The following is a 15,999-nucleotide window of genomic DNA, read 5'->3' on the forward strand; positions in this document are numbered from 1 at the left end:
GGCGGCCCCCGGTGGGGCCGCCCCTTCGCCGTCGCTCACTTCTTCTTGCCGCGCTTCTCGCGCACCCGCACCGAGATGTGGATCGGGGTGCCCTCGAAACCGAACTCCTCGCGCAGACGGCGCTCGATGAAGCGCCGGTAGCCCGCCTCGATGAAGCCGGAGGCGAAGAGCACGAACCGCGGCGGCTTGGTGCCGGCCTGGGTGCCGAAGAGGATGCGCGGCTGCTTGCCGCCCCGGATCGGGTGCGGGTGGGCGGCGACCAGTTCGCCGAGGAAGGCGTTGAGACGGCCCGTGGGGACCCGGGTCTCCCAGCCGGCCAGCGCGGTCTCGATCGCCGGGACCAGCTTCTCCATGTGGCGGCCGGTGCGCGCCGAGACGTTCACCCGTGGCGCCCAGGCGACCTGGCCGAACTCGGTCTCGATCTCCCGCTCCAGGTAGTAGCGGCGCTCCTCGTCGAGGGTGTCCCACTTGTTGTAGGCGATGACCATGGCGCGACCGGCCTCGACGGCCATCGTCACGATGCGCTGGTCCTGCACGGAGATGGACTCGGAGGCGTCGATCAGGATGACCGCCACCTCGGCCTTCTCCACGGCCGCGGCGGTGCGCAGCGAGGCGTAGTAGTCGGCGCCCTGCTGGAGGTGGACCCGCTTGCGGATGCCCGCCGTGTCGACGAACTTCCAGGTCACGCCGCCCAGTTCGATCAGCTCGTCGACCGGGTCACGGGTGGTGCCGGCCAGCTCGTTGACGACGACGCGCTCCTCGTTCGCCACCTTGTTCAGCAGGGAGGACTTGCCGACGTTGGGGCGGCCGATGAGGGCGATCCGGCGGGGGCCGCCGATCGCGGCGCCGCCGAAGGTCTGCGCGGGGGCGTCCGGCAGCACCTCCAGGACGGCGTCCAGCATGTCGCCGGTGCCGCGGCCGTGCAGCGCGGAGACCGGGTGCGGCTCGCCGAGGCCCAGGGACCACAGGTAGGCCGCGTCGGCCTCGCCGCTCGGGCCGTCGACCTTGTTGGCGGCCAGGACGACGGGCTTGCCGGCCTTGCGCAGGAGCCGTACGACCGCCTCGTCGGTGTCGGTGGCGCCGACCTTGGCGTCGACGACGAACACGACGGCGTCGGCGGCCTCGATCGCGTACTCGGCCTGGGCGGCCACGGAGGCGTCGATGCCGAGGACGTCCTGCTCCCAGCCGCCGGTGTCGACGACCTTGAAGCGGCGGCCCGCCCACTCGGCCTCGTAGGTCACGCGGTCACGGGTGACGCCCGGCTTGTCCTCGACGACGGCCTCGCGCCGTCCGATGATCCGGTTGACGAGGGTCGACTTGCCGACATTGGGCCGGCCGACGACCGCGAGCACCGGGAGCGGGCCGTGGCCGACCTCCTCGATGGCGCCCTCGACGTCCTCGATGTCGAAGCCCTCTTCCGCGGCGAGCTCCATGAACTCCGCGTACTCGGCGTCGCCGAGAGCCCCGTGGTCGTACTCGTGCTCCGGGGCCGAGTCGCCGGGCTGGATGTGGTCGTTCATGGAGTCCGTACCTCGTCGTTCTTCGTGGTGGTCGGTGGAGCACCCGGTCGGGGTGATCCACTACTCAAAGTGTGGCTCAGCGCCCGGTGAGGCGCCTGGCGTTTTCCAGGTGGCCGGTGAGCTGCTTCTGGATGCGCTCGGTCGCCTCGTCGAGGGCCTTGCGCGTGCGCCGCCCGCTGCCGTCACCGGCGTCGAAGGGCTCACCGAAGACGACGTCGACGCGGCTGCGCAGCGGGGGCAGCCCCTTTATCAACCGTCCGGGGCGCTCGGTGCTTCCCAGGACGGCGACCGGGACGACCGGGGCACCGCTGCGGACGGCGAAGTAGGCGAGCCCGGCGCGCAGCGAGGCGAAGTCGCCCTCGCCCCGTGTGCCCTCCGGGAAGATGCCGAGGACGCCGCCGGCCGCCAGGACGTCCAGCGCCCGGGTGATGGCCGTGCGGTCGGTGGTCTCGCGGTCCACCTTCAGCTGGCCGATGGCCGTCAGGAAGGGGTCGAGCGGGCCGACGAACGCCTCCTTCTTGATCAGGAAGTGCGTCGGCCGGGGCGCCACGCCCATCACCATCGGGCCGTCGATGTTGTGCGAGTGGTTCACGGCGAGGATCACCGGGCCGCTCGCCGGCACCTTCCAGGCGCCGAGCACGCGCGGCTTCCACAGCCCGTACATCAGGCCGACGCCGATGCGCCGCCCGACCTCGGCGCCCCGCTCGGAGGCGGCAGTCGAGGGAGACGTCACTTCGCGGCCCGCTTCTCCTCGACGAGGGTGACCACGCACTCGACGACCTGCTGCAGGCTGAGCTCGGTGGTGTCCACCTCGACGGCGTCGTCCGCCTTGGCGAGCGGGGAGGTCTTGCGGCTGGAGTCCGCCTGGTCCCGCTTGATCAGCGCCTCGCGGGTGGCGTGCACATCGGTGCCCTTGCCGAGCTCACCGCTGCGGCGGGCGGCGCGGGCCTCCGGGGAGGCGGTGAGGAAGATCTTCAGGTCGGCGTCGGGCAGCACGGTCGTGCCGATGTCCCGCCCCTCGACGACGATGCCGGTCGTCGCGTCCGCCGCGATGGACCGCTGCAGCTCGGTGATCCGGGCCCGCACCTCGGGCACCGCGCTGACCGCGCTGACCCGGGAGGTGACCTCCTGGGTGCGGATCGGGCCGGAGACGTCGATGCCGTCGACGGTGATCGTGGGCTTCTCCGGGTCGGTGCCGGAGACGATGACGGCCTTGCCGGCCGCGGCGGCGACGGCGTGCGGGTCGTCGATGTCGATCCCGTTGGTCACCATCCACCAGGTGATCGCCCGGTACTGGGCGCCGGTGTCCAGGTAGCTCAGCCCGAGCTGCGCGGCGACGGCCTTGGAGGTGCTGGACTTGCCGGTGCCGGAGGGGCCGTCGATGGCGACGATCACGGGCTGGGCGGCGCCGTTTTCCACGGGCGGACACCTTCCTGGTGCGAGGTGGCGGGCTGGACGGGGCGCAAAGGTGCCCCGCACAAGGTTACCGGGCCCCGCTCACTCATCCGGCCGCGCCTTCTCGCCCCCCGGCCGACCGCCTACTGCCGGATGGCCCATCCCCGCTCACGCAACGCGGCGGACAGCACCGGCGCGGACTTCGGCTCGACCATCAGCTGCACCAGGCCGGCCTGCTGCCCCGTGGCGTGCTCGATCCGCACGTCCTCGATGTTGACCCCGGCCCGCCCGGCGTCCGCGAAGATACGGGCCAGCTGACCGGGCTGGTCGTCGATGAGCACCGCCACGACCTCGTACGTCCGCGGCGCGGCCCCGTGCTTGCCCGGCACCCGCACCCGCCCGGCGTTCCCGCGCCGCAGCACGTCCTCGATGCCGGAGACACCTTCGCGCCGCTTGTCGTCGTCGGAGGACTGCAGGGCGCGCAGCGCCCGTACCGTCTCGTCCAGGTCCGCCGCGACGTCCGACAGCAGATCGGCGACCGGCCCGGGGTTCGCGGAGAGGATGTCGATCCACATGCGCGGATCGGACGCGGCGATCCGCGTCACGTCCCGGATGCCCCCGCCGCACAGCCGTACGGCCGCCTCCTCGGCGTGCTCCAGCCGCGCGGCGACCATGCTGGAGACCAGTTGCGGCATGTGCGAGACGAGCGCGACGGCCCGGTCGTGCGCGTCGGCGTCCATGACCACCGGCACGGCCCGGCAGTGCGAGACCAGCTCCAGCGCCAGGTTCAGCACCTCGGTGTCGGTGTCCCGGGTCGGCGTGAGCACCCACGGCCGTCCCTCGAAGAGATCGCCGGTCGCGGCCAGCGGCCCCGACTTCTCGCGGCCCGACATGGGGTGCGTGCCGATGTACGTGGTCAGGTCCAGCCCGAGCGCCTCCAGCTCGCGCCGCGGCCCGCCCTTGATGCTGGCCACGTCGACGTAGCCGCGCGCCAGACCCCGCCGCATGGCGTCGGCGAGCACGGCCGCCACATGGGCGGGCGGCGCGGCGACGACCGCGAGGTCGACGGCTCCCTCGGGCGCCTCGTCCGTGCCGGCGCCGAGGGCCGCCGCCGTACGGGCCTGCGCGGGGTCGTGGTCGGTGAGATGCACGACGACGCCCCGCTGGGCGAGGGCCAGGCCGACGGACGTGCCGATCAGTCCGGTTCCGATGACGAGCGCGGTTCTCACTGGGCGATGTCCTTGCGCAGGGCGGCGGCGGCGCCGAGGTAGACATGGGCGATGTCGGCGCGCGGCCGGTCGGACTCGATGTGCGCGAGGACCCGGACGACCCGGGGCATGGCGCCGTCGATGTCGAGTTCCTGCGCGCAGATCAGCGGCACGTCGACGATGCCCAGCTTGCGCGCGGCGGCGGCCGGGAAGTCGCTGTGCAGATCGGGCGTGGCGGTGAACCAGATGCTGATCAGGTCGTCGCCGGTGAGGCCGTTGCGCTCCAGGATGGCGGTGAGCAGGGCCCCGACCTGCTCGTCCATGTGTCCGGCCTCGTCCCGTTCCAGTTGGACGGCCCCCCGGACCGCTCGTACCGCCACGGTGCTGCTCCTTGCTGATGTGCGTATCGGCTCTTGGTCCGTCCAGCGTAGTCAGCCCCCGCGCGCCGGCGGTGGGGCGGCCGCACGCTGAGACGCGCGGGCCGTCCGCCACTGTCACCCGAATCGCGCAGTTCCGCCACTTCGGGGGAGATCGCCCCGGTGCGCCTCTTTACGCCGGGGCGCGATGTCGGCTCTGATGGCAGGAAACCCGCCTCGGGGGAGGCCCGCATGAAACGTCCCGGACCGCTGCTGACCCTGCTCGCGGGACTGGTGTTCGGCCTGGTCCTGCTGTCGCTGAACGCGACGACGGGGACGCGGAGCACGTCCTCCTCGTACCAGGAGCCCCCGGCCCCGACCCCGTCGAAGACCTCCGCCCCGCCGAGCGCGACCGCCCCGTCACCCACGCCCACGCCGACCGCGACCCCGGTGCCCGCCGCCGACTACGCCGGCCGTACCGACGACGACACGGCCGCGATCGCGGTGTCCGTGCGCGACGGGCGGGCGATCGCCTACTTCTGCGACGGCCGGACGAAGGAGTCGTGGCTGAAGGGCCCGGTGGCGGCCGACGGCACGCTCCATCTGACCGGCGCGGGCGGGACCCGGCTCGACGGCACGGTCGACGACGGGAAGCGGATCACCGGCACGGTCGCCGTCGGCGGGAAGCACGCGTTCACGGCCGAGCGGGCGCACAAGCCGTCCGGGTTGTGGCGGGCGACGGCCACGGTCCGCTCCGCGCGGATCGACAGCGGCTGGATCGTGCTGAAGGACGGCACGCAGGTCGGTGTCCTCACCCGCGACGGCGAGCCCGAGGCGGCTCCCCGGATCGACCCGGCGACCGGTGCGACGACGGTCGACGGCCAGCAGATCACGGCGCGCCCCGTGACTCCATGACCCGTTCCGATCAGGGAGGCGACGATGACCGTCGACCCGAACGCCGCCACGCAGAGCTTCCCGCCCCAGCGCCGCGCCGGCGCCGCCCGCTACATCGTCCCCGCGCTGGTCGCCGCCGCGGTGGCGGTGGCCCTGGGCGTGTACGGCAAGGTCCACGACCCGGCCGGCACCGCCTTCAACCTGGCCGGCTTCAGCAGCACGGGCGCGGTGAAGTCATGGCTCGCCTCGACGGCTCTCTTCTTCGCGCTGGTGCAGCTGGCCTCGGCCCTGATGATGTACGGGAAGCTGCCGGGCCCGCGCTGGGCACCGGCGCTGCACCGCTGGTCCGGCCGGGTGGCGTTCCTCGTGGCGGTCCCGGTGGCGGTGCACTGCCTGTACGCCCTGGGCTATCAGACGTACGAGACGCGCGTGATGTGGCACTCCCTGCTCGGCTGCTTCTTCTTCGGTGCCTTCAGCGCGAAGATGCTGCTGCTCCGCTCGGAGCGGCTCCCCGGCTGGCTGCTGCCCGTCGTCGGCGGGCTCGTCCTCGCCGTCCTCACCCTCATCTGGCTGACCTCGGCCCTCTGGTTCTTCCGCACCTTCGGAGTGACGACATGACCCACCCCGCAACACGACGCACGGTCCTCCTCGCGACGGGCGCGGCGGCGCTCGCCGCGGGGTCCGTGGGCTGCAGCGAGTACGGCGACAACGGCTCGGCGGAGACCTCCTCGTCGGCGCAGGCCTCGCCCGGCCAGGTGCTGGCGAAGACGGCCGACATCCCGGTCGGCGGCGGCACGATCTTCAAGAAGGAGAAAGTCGTGGTCACCCAGCCGGCGAAGGGCGACTTCAAGGCCTTCTCGGCGATCTGCACCCATCAGGGCTGCACGGTGGGCACGGTCTCCGACGGCACGATCAACTGCCCTTGCCACAAGAGCAAGTTCCGCATCGCCGACGGCTCGGTGGCGGGCGGACCGGCCCCCCGCCCGCTGCCCGCCGAGCAGATCACGGTCGAGGGCGACTCGATCCGGCTGGCCTGACGGTCAGGCGTCCCAGAGCGCCCCGAGGGTCACCAGCTCGCTGCCGTACTCGATACGGTCCGCCCACGCGGTGGGCCAGGCGGCGGCACCGGCGTACGCGCCCGCGAAGGCACCCGTGAGACAGGCGATGGAGTCGGAGTCGCCGGAGGTGCAGGCGGCGCGGCGCAGCGCGGTGACCGGCTCGTCGGGGAAGAGCAGGAAGCACAGCAGCCCGGTCGCCATGGCCTCCTCGGCGATCCAGCCCTCCCCGGTGGCCAGGCAGGGGTCGCTCTCCGGCGAGGGGACCCGCAGGGCCTCCTCCAGCCGGTCCAGGACGCCCAGGCACTCGTCCCAGCCCCGGGCGATGAAGTGCTCGGGGTCGGGGTCCTGGCTCCGGGTCCACAGGTCGCCGAGCCAGGCGTGGTGGTAGCGGGTGCGGTTGGCGAGGGCGTACGAGCGCAGCAGCCCGATGAGCGCGGCCGGGTCGGCTCCCTGGGCGAGCAGGTGTACGGCGTGCGCGGTGAGGTCGGAGGCGGCGAGCCCGGTGGGGTGCCCGTGGGTGAGACCGGACTGCAACTGGGCCGCCCCGGCGCGCTGTTCCTCGCTCAGCCCCGGCGCCAGGCCGACGGGGGCCACGCGCATGTTGGCGCCGCAGCCCTTGGAGTCGATCTGGCTGGCGTCCTGCCAGGCCCGCCCCTCGGTCTTCAGCAGGTAACAGGCGGTCATGCAGGTGTTGCCGGGCGCGCGGTTGTTCTCCGGCGACTGGTACCAGTCGACGAACTCCTCCCGAAGCGGCCGCTCCAGCCGCTTCGGCGCGAGCACGCCCCGGTCCATGGCCGTGCGCAGGCCACGGGCGACGGCGAGGGTCATCTGCGTGTCGTCGGAGACGCGGGCGCGCTCCGGCAGCTCCATCTCCCGCCAGGGCCCGAACGTCGTGAGGATCGACGGCACCGTCTTGAACTCGGTCGGAAACCCGAGCGCGTCCCCGAGGGCGAGCCCGAGGAGAGATCCCGTTGCGGCACTTTTGGACACGCGATTCACCATCCCTTTTATCGTCACCCTGACAATAAAAGGGATGGGTGATCACGGCAAGGCGTTTAGAGGTCGACTTCCTTCATCAGCATGCCGACCTCGGTGTTGGACAGCCGGCGCAGCCAGCCCGACTTCTGGTCGCCCAGGGTGATCGGGCCGAAGGCCACGCGCACCAGCTTGTCGACCGGGAAGCCGGCCTCGGCCAGCATCCGGCGCACGATGTGCTTGCGGCCCTCGTGCAGGGTGACCTCGACGAGGTAGTTCTTGCCGGTCTGCTCGACGACCCGGAAGTGGTCCGCCTTCGCGTACCCGTCCTCCAGCTGGATGCCGTCCTTCAGGCGCTTGCCCAGGTCGCGCGGGATCGGGCCGACGATGTGCGCGAGGTAGACCTTCTTCACGCCGTACTTGGGGTGGGTCAGCCGGTGGGCCAGCTCGCCGTGGTTGGTGAGCAGGATGACGCCCTCGGTCTCGGTGTCCAGCCGGCCGACGTGGAAGAGCCGCGTCTCCCGGTTGGTGACGTAGTCGCCGAGGCACTGGCGGCCCTCGGTGTCCTCCATGGTGGAGACGACACCGGCGGGCTTGTTCAGCGAGAAGAACTGGTACGACTGGGTCGCGACGGTCAGACCGTCGACCTTGACCTCGTCCTTCTCCGGGTCGACGCGCTTGCCCTGCTCCAGGACGATCTCGCCGTTGACCTCGACGCGGGCCTGCTCGATGAGCTCCTCGCAGGCGCGCCGGGAGCCGTAGCCCGCGCGCGCGAGGACCTTCTGCAGCCGCTCGCCCTCCTGCTCGGCGCCGGGGAAGGTCTTGGGCAGCTTGACGTCCTTCTTGCCCGCGTACCGCTCCCGGTTGCGCTCCTCGGCCCGCGCCTCGTACTCGCGGGAGGTCGCCGGCACCCAACGGCCGCGCCCGGTGCCACCCTGCTTAGGCCCGCCCTTCGCGCCGCCGCGCGCCGAGGCGCCGCGCCCGGACTTCGGACCCTGCGGAGAGGCGCCGGGACCCACGTCGTACTGGCGCTCCTCGGGGCGCGGCTTCTTCGGCCGGCCGCCCTGCTTGTCGTCACGGGAGTTACCGGCACCGCGGTAATTCCCGCGGCCGCCGCTGCTCCCGCCGCGGCCGCCGCTGTTGCCACCACGGCTCCCGCCGTTGTTTCCGCTGCTGTTCCTGCCGCTGCTGCTTCGCATCAAATTTCCGTCTAGTCGTCTGCGTCCTGGCCGTCCGGCGCGTCAGGAGCGTCCGGATCGAACGACGGAACCCCTTCCAGTGTCTCGGCCTCGATCGCCTCCGCCTCCGGGAGGAAGGGCGCGAGCTCCGGGAGCTCGTCCAGACCGCGCAGGCCCATCCGCTCCAGGAAGTAGTTCGTCGTCACGTACAGGATCGCACCTGTTTCGGGTTCCGTGCCCGCCTCCTCGACCAGACCGCGCTGGAGGAGGGTGCGCATCACACCGTCGCAGTTGACTCCGCGCACCGCGGAGACCCGGCTGCGGCTGACCGGCTGGCGGTAGGCGACGACCGCGAGGGTCTCCAGGGCGGCCTGGGTGAGGCGGGCCGTCTGACCGTCCAGGACCAGCCGCTCGACGGCCGCCGCGTACTCCGCGCGCGTGTAGAAACGCCAGCCGCCCGCGACGTAGCGCAGTTCGAAGCCGCGGCCCTGCACGGTGTACTCGTCGGCCAGCTCGCGCAGCGCGTCCGCGATCCGGCGCCTGGGCCGGTCGAGGATCTTCGCCAGGTGTTCCTCGGTCGCGGGCTCGTCCACGACCATGAGGACGGCCTCCAGGGCCGGCTTGAGATCGAGGTCCGCGACGGACCGCGACCCGGCCGGGACCTCGCCGATCTGCTCGCTCACGCCTTCTTCTCCTTCCCGGACGGCCCGGACGGCCCGGCCGCCCCGGACGCCCCGGACGCCCCGCCCGCCTCGGGCACCTCGGGCGGCCGGTCGAACTCGTCGGTCACCCTCGGGGTGGCCTCCCCGTCCCCGCCCGTCCAGCGCACCAGCAGCTCCCCGAGGGCGGTCTCCTGGTCGAGGGCCACGGCCTTCTCCCGGTACAGCTCCAGCAGCGCCAGGAACCGCGCTACGACGGTGAGGGTGTCGTCGGTGTCCTCGACGAGGGCGCGGAAGCTGGCCTCGCCGAGTTCCCTGAGCCGTGCGACCACGATCCCGGCCTGTTCCTGCACGCTGACCAGCGGGGCGTGGATGTGGTCGACGTACACCTGCGGCTTGGGCCGGGGCTGCATCGCCTTGACCGCGAGCTTGGCGAAGCCCTCCGCGCCGATGCTGATGACGACCTCGGGCAGCAGTTCGGCCAGGTGCGGTTCGAGGCCGACGGTGCGGGGGTAGCGGCGGGCCTCGTCGTCGAGGCGTGCGGTGAAGATGTCGGCGATCTGCTTGTACGCGCGGTACTGCAACAGGCGCGCGAAGAGCAGGTCGCGGGCTTCGAGCAGGGCGAGGTCGGCCTCGTCCTCGACCTCTGCGGTGGGCAGCAGCCGGGCCGCCTTGAGGTCGAGCAGCGTGGCGGCGACGACCAGGAACTCGGTCGTGCGGTCGAGGTCCCAGTCCGGTCCCATGGCCCGGATGTGCGCCATGAACTCGTCGGTGACCTTGGACAGGGCGATCTCGGTGACGTCCAGCTTGTGCTTGGAGATCAGCTGGAGCAGCAGGTCGAAGGGCCCCTCGAAGTTGGCCAGCCGGACCGTGAAGACCCCGTCGGGGCCTTCCTCGCGCTCGGCGACAGGGGCGTCCGCCCCGGGGACGACGACCTCGGCCTCCGGCTCCGGCTGAAGAACCGGTTCCTCGACCTCGGGGATCGCCGTCCCGGGCCCCCGCCCCAGCGCACGTCGGCGGCCACCGGAGGCACCGGGCGCGGCTGCGGGAAGGTCGTTCGAGGTCATAGCCCTGGCAGGCTACCCCTACCGCCCCCGCAGCCGTCGTACGAGGATGCTGGCGTCGCCACGGCTCTCCAGGTCGGCCAGGACCACGGCGACGGCCTCCCGGACGATCCGCCCGCGGTCGACGGCCAGCCCGTGCTCCCCGCGCAGCACGAGACGCGCGTGCTCCAGGTCCATGAGTTCCTCGGCGGACACGTACACGGTGATCTTCTCGTCGTGACGCTCCCGCCCGCTGGGCCGGCGATTGGCCGCACGTCCCCGCTTGCGGGGCTGGGCGCCGTCGGACGCGGCAGAACCTTCCTGCGGCTCCGTGCGCCGCCCGGAGCGCTCCGCGGCGGCGCCCCGGCTGCGGGACTCACCGCCGTCGGTCTGCTCGGCGCCGGCGGCGACATGCTCCGCGCCCTCGCCGTCGCCGCCCTGGGCGGGCACCGACGCCGGCGCGTCCTCGGCGGGGAGCGGCGTAGCGGCCCCGTTCGCCGTCGCGTCGCTCTCGCCCGCCGGAGCGGGCACCCGGGCCTCGCCGCCCGCGGGGCGCCGGGGCGAGGACGGCTGAAGCGCCATTCCCCCTGTCGTACGGAAGAGTTCGTCGGCCCCCGGCAGACTCACTCGGCGTGACACCGGGCGAGCACCTCCCTGGCGAGCTGGCGGTAGGCGGCGGCACCGACGGAGTTGGAGGCGTAGGTGGTGATCGGTTCACCGGCGACCGTGGTCTCCGGGAAGCGGACCGTGCGGCCGATGACCGTGTGGTAGACGTGGTCGTCGAACGCCTCGACCACGCGCGCGAGCACCTCGCGGCTGTGCACCGTACGCGAGTCGTACATGGTGGCGAGGATGCCGTCGAGCTCCAGCTCCGGGTTGAGCCGCTCCTGGACCTTCTCGATGGTCTCCGTCAGCAGCGCGACACCGCGCAGGGCGAAGAACTCGCACTCCAGCGGCACGATCACCTTGTGCGCGGCCGTGAGGGCGTTGACGGTGAGCAGGCCGAGCGAGGGCTGGCAGTCGATGACGATGTAGTCGTAGTCGTCCATCAGCGGCTTCAGCGCCCGCTGGAGGGTCGACTCGCGCGCGACCTCGGAGACCAGCTGGACCTCGGCGGCCGACAGGTCGATGTTGCTGGGCAGCAGGTCCATGTTGGGGACCGCGGTCTTCAGGAGGACCTCGTCGGCCGACATGCCCCGCTCCATGAGCAGGTTGTAGACGGTGAGGTCGAGCTCCATCGGATTGACACCGAGGCCGACCGACAGCGCGCCCTGCGGGTCGAAGTCCACGAGCAGCACGCGGCGGCCGTACTCGGCGAGCGCGGCACCCAGGTTGATGGTCGACGTCGTCTTGCCGACGCCGCCCTTCTGGTTGCACATCGCGATGATCGTCGCGGGGCCGTGATCGGTGAGCGGGCCCGGGATCGGGAAGTACGGCAGCGGGCGTCCGGTCGGGCCGATGCGCTCGCGGCGCTGGCGGGCCGCGTCGGGCGCGAGGGTGGCCGCGTACTCGGGGTCCGGCTCGTACTCGGCGTCGGGATCGTAGAAGTGCCCGTCGGGCAGTTCGTCGTAGTCGGCGAAGTGGTTGTGGGGCGCGCCACTTCCGTCGCCGGCCATGGCGTTCACGTGATGACCGTCCATGCTCTGGTGTGCTGACAGAGCCGTGCGGGGGCTGGTCTGGCTCTGGTGGGCTGCGAAGGTTCGGACAGCGACGGAGCCGACAGCCTCGAGCCCCGTGGGGCCCGGGCCCCGCGTAGGCATTCCTGGTTGACCACCCCCGGGAGAAAATGTCGACTCATTCACAAGTCGTCTTACCTCCTTGGTGACCAGGAAACTTCTAGACAAGGTCAGCGTGGCACCATGCCGACGGTTGGCGACTCTATGGCGTGTCGGGCGTCCGCAGCAACACAATCCGCCGGACCCGGCCCGATGTGTCGGCAATGAAACATCCCGCTGTCAAGGGCGTACGGCCGTCGCACAGCAGGTTTCACCGGTGTGCGAATCGGTCGAAGGGTTACGTTCGAGGCGAGTTGACCGAGAGCCGCAAAGTGACCATACACACATCCGGCCGGACCTTGTGGGGCAAGGTCCGGCCGGATGTGCGGGGTTGACGACCTGTGTTGACGAATCGCCTTTTACCTGGGGATGACTTGATCCCGACCGGTCACCGGGGGTGTCAGCCGAGCAGCGCGCCGAGCTCCACGTGCTCCAGGCCGTGCGCCTCGGCGACCTCCTTGTAAACGACCTTGCCGTCATGGGTGTTGAGGCCCTTGGCGAGCGCGGGATCGCGGCGCAGCGCCTCCACCCAGCCGTTGTTGGCGAGCGAGACGATGTACGGCAGCGTCGCGTTGGTGAGCGCGTAGGTGGAGGTGTTGGGGACCGCGCCGGGCATGTTGGCGACGCAGTAGAAGACCGAGCCGTGGACCGTGAAGGTCGGCTCGGCGTGCGTGGTCGGACGGGAGTCCTCGAAGCAGCCGCCCTGGTCGATCGCGATGTCGACAAGGACACTTCCGGGCTTCATCCGGGACACCAGCTCGTTGGTGACCAGCTTCGGGGCCTTGGCGCCCGGGATGAGGACCGCGCCGATGACGAGGTCGGCGTCGAGGACGGCCTTCTCCAGCTCGAAGGCGTTGGACATGACGGCCTTGATCTTCGTACCGAAGATCTTGTCGGCCTCGCGCAGCTTGTTGATGTCGCGGTCCAGCAGGGTCACGTCGAAGCCCATGCCGATGGCGATCTGGGCGGCGTTCCAGCCGGAGACGCCACCGCCGATGACGACGGCCTTGGCCGGGACGACACCCGGGACACCGCCGGGCAGCACACCGCGGCCGCCGGTGGAGCGCATCAGGTGGTAGGCGCCGACCTGCGGGGCGAGCCGGCCCGCGACCTCGGACATCGGGGCGAGCAGCGGCAGGGCGCGGCTGGGCAGCTCGACCGTCTCGTAGGCGATGGCGGTGGTGCCGGACTCCAGCAGGGCGTCCGTGCACTCCTTGGAGGCGGCCAGGTGCAGGTAGGTGAAGAGGGTCTGGTCCTTGCGGAGGCGGTGGTACTCCTCGGCGATGGGCTCCTTGACCTTCAGCAGCAGATCGGCGGTGGCCCACACCTCGTCGGCCGTCGCCAGGATCTCGGCGCCGGCGGAGACGTACTCGCTGTCCGGGATCGACGAGCCGAGGCCGGCGCCCTGCTCGATGACGACCTGGTGGCCGTTGCGCACCAGCTCGTGCACACCGGCGGGGGTGATGGCCACCCGGAACTCGTTGTTCTTGACCTCGCGGGGGATGCCGACCTTCACGTCGATCACGGTCCTTGGCTCAGAGGGTGTGGGGGCATAACAAGACATACCCGGCGATAGAGGACGCACCAGGATGCACCGCCGGAGAACGTGCGGCAGAGCCAGTTTAATGAAGGCGTTCCCGCTGTCTAGCCTTTCATTGCATCAATCTTCAGCGGGTGTACTGCGGATTTCGCAGGCGTCAGCACCAGGTTTCACCTCTGGATCACGTTCCAGAAGCTCTTCCCCCAGCATGCGCTCCGCCGCGTCGCGGTGCAGACGGGCGGCCGCCGGGTCGCCGAGGCGCTCCAGCGTGTCGGCCAGCCGCAGCTGCAGCGCGGCCTGCAGGCGCTCGTCCTGCGCCCGGCGCGCCCACTCCACCGCCTCCTGGCAGGTGCGCAGGCACTCCTCGGGGCGCCCGGCGTACTCCTGCACCCGGGCCAGCTCGCTCAACGCCCGTGCGGCGGCGGCGACATCGCCCGCCTTGCGGTGCCCGGCGAGCGCGGCCCGCCAGGACCGCGTCGCCTCGCCGTAGCGGCCCGCGTAGGTGTGCGCGGTGGCGATACGGCCGTACAGCCGGGCGGCGTCCGCGCGCTCGTCCCGGGCCAGGCGCTGGGCGAGGGCCCGGCCGAACCAGTCGGCCGCCCGGTCGTAGTCCCCGAGCTCCAGATGCGCGCCGCCTACGGATTCCATCGCGCGGCCGGTCGCATACGGGTCGTTCGCCTCGCGACCGGCGTCCAGCGCGGCCCGGTACCGCGCCAGGGCCTCCTCGGTGCGGCCGGTACGGGCGTCCACGTCGGCCAGGTTCAGCAGCGCGGCCGCCTTCTCCCGGGGCAGGTCGCGGCGCTCGGCCACGTCGAGGACCAGCCGGTGGATGCCGTACAGGTCGGGCGCGGCCGCCTGGGTGCCGAAGTGCGCGACCATCGCCCGCACCAGCTGGGACATCAGCCGCCGGGCCAGGGTGTCCAGCTCCCCGTCGGCGACCGCGAGACGGGCGGCGGCCAGCAGCGCGGGCCGCTGGATCCGCAGCCATTCGGCGGCCGCCTGCGGGCTCGGGAAGCGCAGGGCGCGCGGCAGGCCCTGGAGCTTCTCCCTGGCCTGCGGATTGTCGGTCTCGGTGATCGCCCGGCAGGACTGCAGCAGCCGGACCGTGCGCTCCAGCATGCGGGCGCGGGCCAGCTGGAGCTCGGCCGGCCGGTCCAGGGACTCGGCGGCGGCCCGCAGCAGGGGGTGCAGACAGGCGGGCACCTCGTAGCGCGGCAGCGGCGACTCCACCGCCCGCAGCAGGCCGTGGGCGGCCAGGTCGTCCAGAGTGGTGCGGGCACCGCCGACCGAGCAGCCGGCGAGCGCGGAGGCGGTGTGCGGGTCGACCAGGCCGCCCGGGGCGAGGCAGAGCAGTCGCAGGATGCGGGCGGCGGGCGAGGGCAGCCCGGCGTGCACGAGCCGGAACACCCGGCTCAGCGGGGTCCCCTCGTCGCCCTCGGCGTGCAGCTGCTTGGCGAGGTCGGCGACGGCCGCCTTGGGGCGGGCGGCCAGCCAGCCGCCGGCCAGCAGCAGCGCGGCGGGCTGGCCCTGGCAGATCTCGACCAGGCTCTCCGCGGCCCGCGGGTCGACGGTGATGCGGACCGAGCCGGTGAAGCGGGTCAGCAGTTCCAGGCCGGACTTGGTGTCCAGGCCGCCCAGGGTGCAGGGGCGCACATCGGCGATCCCGGTGAGCGGCCCCGCGGACACCGCGACGACCAGGCACTCGGGGCTGTCCGGCAGCAGCGCGTCGACCTGCTCGGCGCCGGCCGCGTCGTCGAGCAGGAGCAGGGCGCGCCGGCCGGCCAGGGCCTCGCGCAGCACCGCCGAGAGGTCGTCCCCGTCGGCGCCGGCCGGGGTGGGCACGTCCAAGGCGGTCAGCAGGTCGCGGGCGGCGCGCTCGACGGGCACGGGCGTGCCGTCGGGCTCGCTGAGCCTCGCCCGCAGCACCCCGTCGGGGTAACGATCGGCGACCTGTCGTACGAGTTCCTCGGCGAGCGCGCTGCGGCCGCTGCCGGGGCGGCCGGCGATGAGCAGCACGCGCGCGCGGGGCGGCTTCTTTCCGGCCAGGGTGTCCAGACCCGCGCGCTCGATGTCGACGCGCAGCTCCTTCAACTCCCGTGTCCGGCCCAGGAACTGGCCCTGCGCCGACGGGTGTCCCGACAGCTCGACGCCGTCTGTCTCCACCGCCTGATCCGCCACGGGCCACACTCCCGTCCCACCGCACACACCGGTGCCCGCCGAACTCCGGACCGGGCGATTCCAGAGCCTAGTTCACGCTCTGCAACGTTCCGGGAGGAGCACGGCGGGGACGGACCCGAGACCCCTCGATCGGATCAACCGATCTTCACACCGACGATGCGACAGGTGGCCTGAAAGGGGCGCGGGACTGTATGTGATGTGCGGCTGCCGCCCCGCGGGC

Annotated in this window: 16 protein-coding genes; 3 read left to right on the plus strand and 13 right to left on the minus strand. The window is 72.1% G+C overall.

Going from position 1 to position 15,999, the window contains the following annotated elements:
- Nucleotides 1-35: 35 nt before the first annotated feature.
- The 5 genes from der to aroH all read right to left on the minus strand — a co-directional run bounded on the left by der (nt 36) and on the right by aroH (nt 4,503).
- A complete protein-coding gene (der, locus tag ACZ5NW_RS27280) occupies nt 36-1,520 on the minus strand; it encodes a ribosome biogenesis GTPase Der (RefSeq protein ID WP_468746564.1) in 1,485 nt (494 codons plus the stop codon).
- Nucleotides 1,521-1,596: 76 nt separating this feature from the next.
- Nucleotides 1,597-2,292, minus strand: coding sequence for a lysophospholipid acyltransferase family protein (locus tag ACZ5NW_RS27285; protein ID WP_468746565.1), 696 nt, complete (start codon nt 2,290-2,292; stop codon nt 1,597-1,599).
- Nucleotides 2,250-2,939, minus strand: a complete 690-nt coding sequence (gene cmk / locus ACZ5NW_RS27290; RefSeq protein ID WP_468746566.1) for a (d)CMP kinase — start codon at nt 2,937-2,939, stop codon at nt 2,250-2,252. Before cmk ends, ACZ5NW_RS27285 begins: the two co-directional genes overlap by 43 nt.
- Before the next feature lie 119 nt (nt 2,940-3,058).
- Nucleotides 3,059-4,144: a prephenate dehydrogenase gene (locus tag ACZ5NW_RS27295; RefSeq protein WP_468746567.1), complete on the minus strand. Its 1,086-nt coding sequence runs from the start codon at nt 4,142-4,144 to the stop codon at nt 3,059-3,061.
- A complete protein-coding gene (gene aroH, locus ACZ5NW_RS27300; protein WP_468746568.1) occupies nt 4,141-4,503 on the minus strand; it encodes a chorismate mutase in 363 nt (120 codons plus the stop codon). The genes ACZ5NW_RS27295 and aroH overlap by 4 nt, the downstream gene beginning before the upstream one ends.
- Before the next feature lie 228 nt (nt 4,504-4,731).
- Here aroH and ACZ5NW_RS27305 point away from each other — a divergent pair, with 228 nt between their 5' ends.
- Genes ACZ5NW_RS27305 through ACZ5NW_RS27315 form a run of 3 tightly spaced genes read left to right on the plus strand, consistent with a single transcriptional unit; the run spans nt 4,732 to nt 6,410 of the window.
- Nucleotides 4,732-5,394 carry a hypothetical protein gene (locus ACZ5NW_RS27305; protein WP_468746569.1) on the plus strand — a complete coding sequence of 221 codons (663 nt, stop codon included), beginning with the start codon at nt 4,732-4,734 and terminating at the stop codon, nt 5,392-5,394.
- Between the two features lie 24 nt (nt 5,395-5,418).
- On the plus strand, nt 5,419-5,991 hold the full coding sequence (locus tag ACZ5NW_RS27310) for a DUF6529 family protein (RefSeq protein ID WP_468746570.1): 573 nt from the start codon (nt 5,419-5,421) through the stop codon (nt 5,989-5,991).
- On the plus strand, nt 5,988-6,410 hold the full coding sequence (locus ACZ5NW_RS27315; RefSeq protein WP_468746571.1) for a Rieske (2Fe-2S) protein: 423 nt from the start codon (nt 5,988-5,990) through the stop codon (nt 6,408-6,410). Before ACZ5NW_RS27310 ends, ACZ5NW_RS27315 begins: the two co-directional genes overlap by 4 nt.
- 3 nt (nt 6,411-6,413) lie before the next feature.
- On the opposite strand, the gene ACZ5NW_RS27320 is transcribed toward ACZ5NW_RS27315, so the two are convergent.
- From ACZ5NW_RS27320 to ACZ5NW_RS27355, 8 genes are all read right to left on the minus strand, one after another.
- Complete coding sequence (locus tag ACZ5NW_RS27320; protein ID WP_468746572.1) at nt 6,414-7,433, minus strand: ADP-ribosylglycohydrolase family protein; 1,020 nt, start codon at nt 7,431-7,433, stop codon at nt 6,414-6,416.
- A 53-nt stretch (nt 7,434-7,486) separates the two neighbouring features.
- Nucleotides 7,487-8,605 carry a pseudouridine synthase gene (locus ACZ5NW_RS27325; protein WP_079310585.1) on the minus strand — a complete coding sequence of 373 codons (1,119 nt, stop codon included), beginning with the start codon at nt 8,603-8,605 and terminating at the stop codon, nt 7,487-7,489.
- An 11-nt stretch (nt 8,606-8,616) separates the two neighbouring features.
- On the minus strand, nt 8,617-9,267 hold the full coding sequence (gene scpB / locus ACZ5NW_RS27330; protein WP_468746573.1) for an SMC-Scp complex subunit ScpB: 651 nt from the start codon (nt 9,265-9,267) through the stop codon (nt 8,617-8,619).
- Nucleotides 9,264-10,310 carry a segregation and condensation protein A gene (locus ACZ5NW_RS27335; protein WP_468746574.1) on the minus strand — a complete coding sequence of 349 codons (1,047 nt, stop codon included), beginning with the start codon at nt 10,308-10,310 and terminating at the stop codon, nt 9,264-9,266. The genes scpB and ACZ5NW_RS27335 overlap by 4 nt, the downstream gene beginning before the upstream one ends.
- Before the next feature lie 18 nt (nt 10,311-10,328).
- A complete protein-coding gene (locus ACZ5NW_RS27340; protein WP_468746575.1) occupies nt 10,329-10,925 on the minus strand; it encodes a hypothetical protein in 597 nt (198 codons plus the stop codon).
- Complete coding sequence (locus ACZ5NW_RS27345) at nt 10,910-12,046, minus strand: ParA family protein (RefSeq protein ID WP_468746576.1); 1,137 nt, start codon at nt 12,044-12,046, stop codon at nt 10,910-10,912. The genes ACZ5NW_RS27340 and ACZ5NW_RS27345 overlap by 16 nt, the downstream gene beginning before the upstream one ends.
- Before the next feature lie 415 nt (nt 12,047-12,461).
- Nucleotides 12,462-13,586, minus strand: a complete 1,125-nt coding sequence (ald, locus tag ACZ5NW_RS27350; RefSeq protein WP_468746577.1) for an alanine dehydrogenase — start codon at nt 13,584-13,586, stop codon at nt 12,462-12,464.
- 135 nt (nt 13,587-13,721) lie between these two features.
- Nucleotides 13,722-15,779 (minus strand): tetratricopeptide repeat protein, encoded by a 2,058-nt coding sequence (locus ACZ5NW_RS27355; RefSeq protein WP_468746578.1) that lies wholly within the window; start codon nt 15,777-15,779, stop codon nt 13,722-13,724.
- Between the last annotated feature and the right edge of the window lie 220 nt (nt 15,780-15,999).

It is taken from the genome of Streptomyces sp. NPDC032126 (assembly GCF_055580085.1).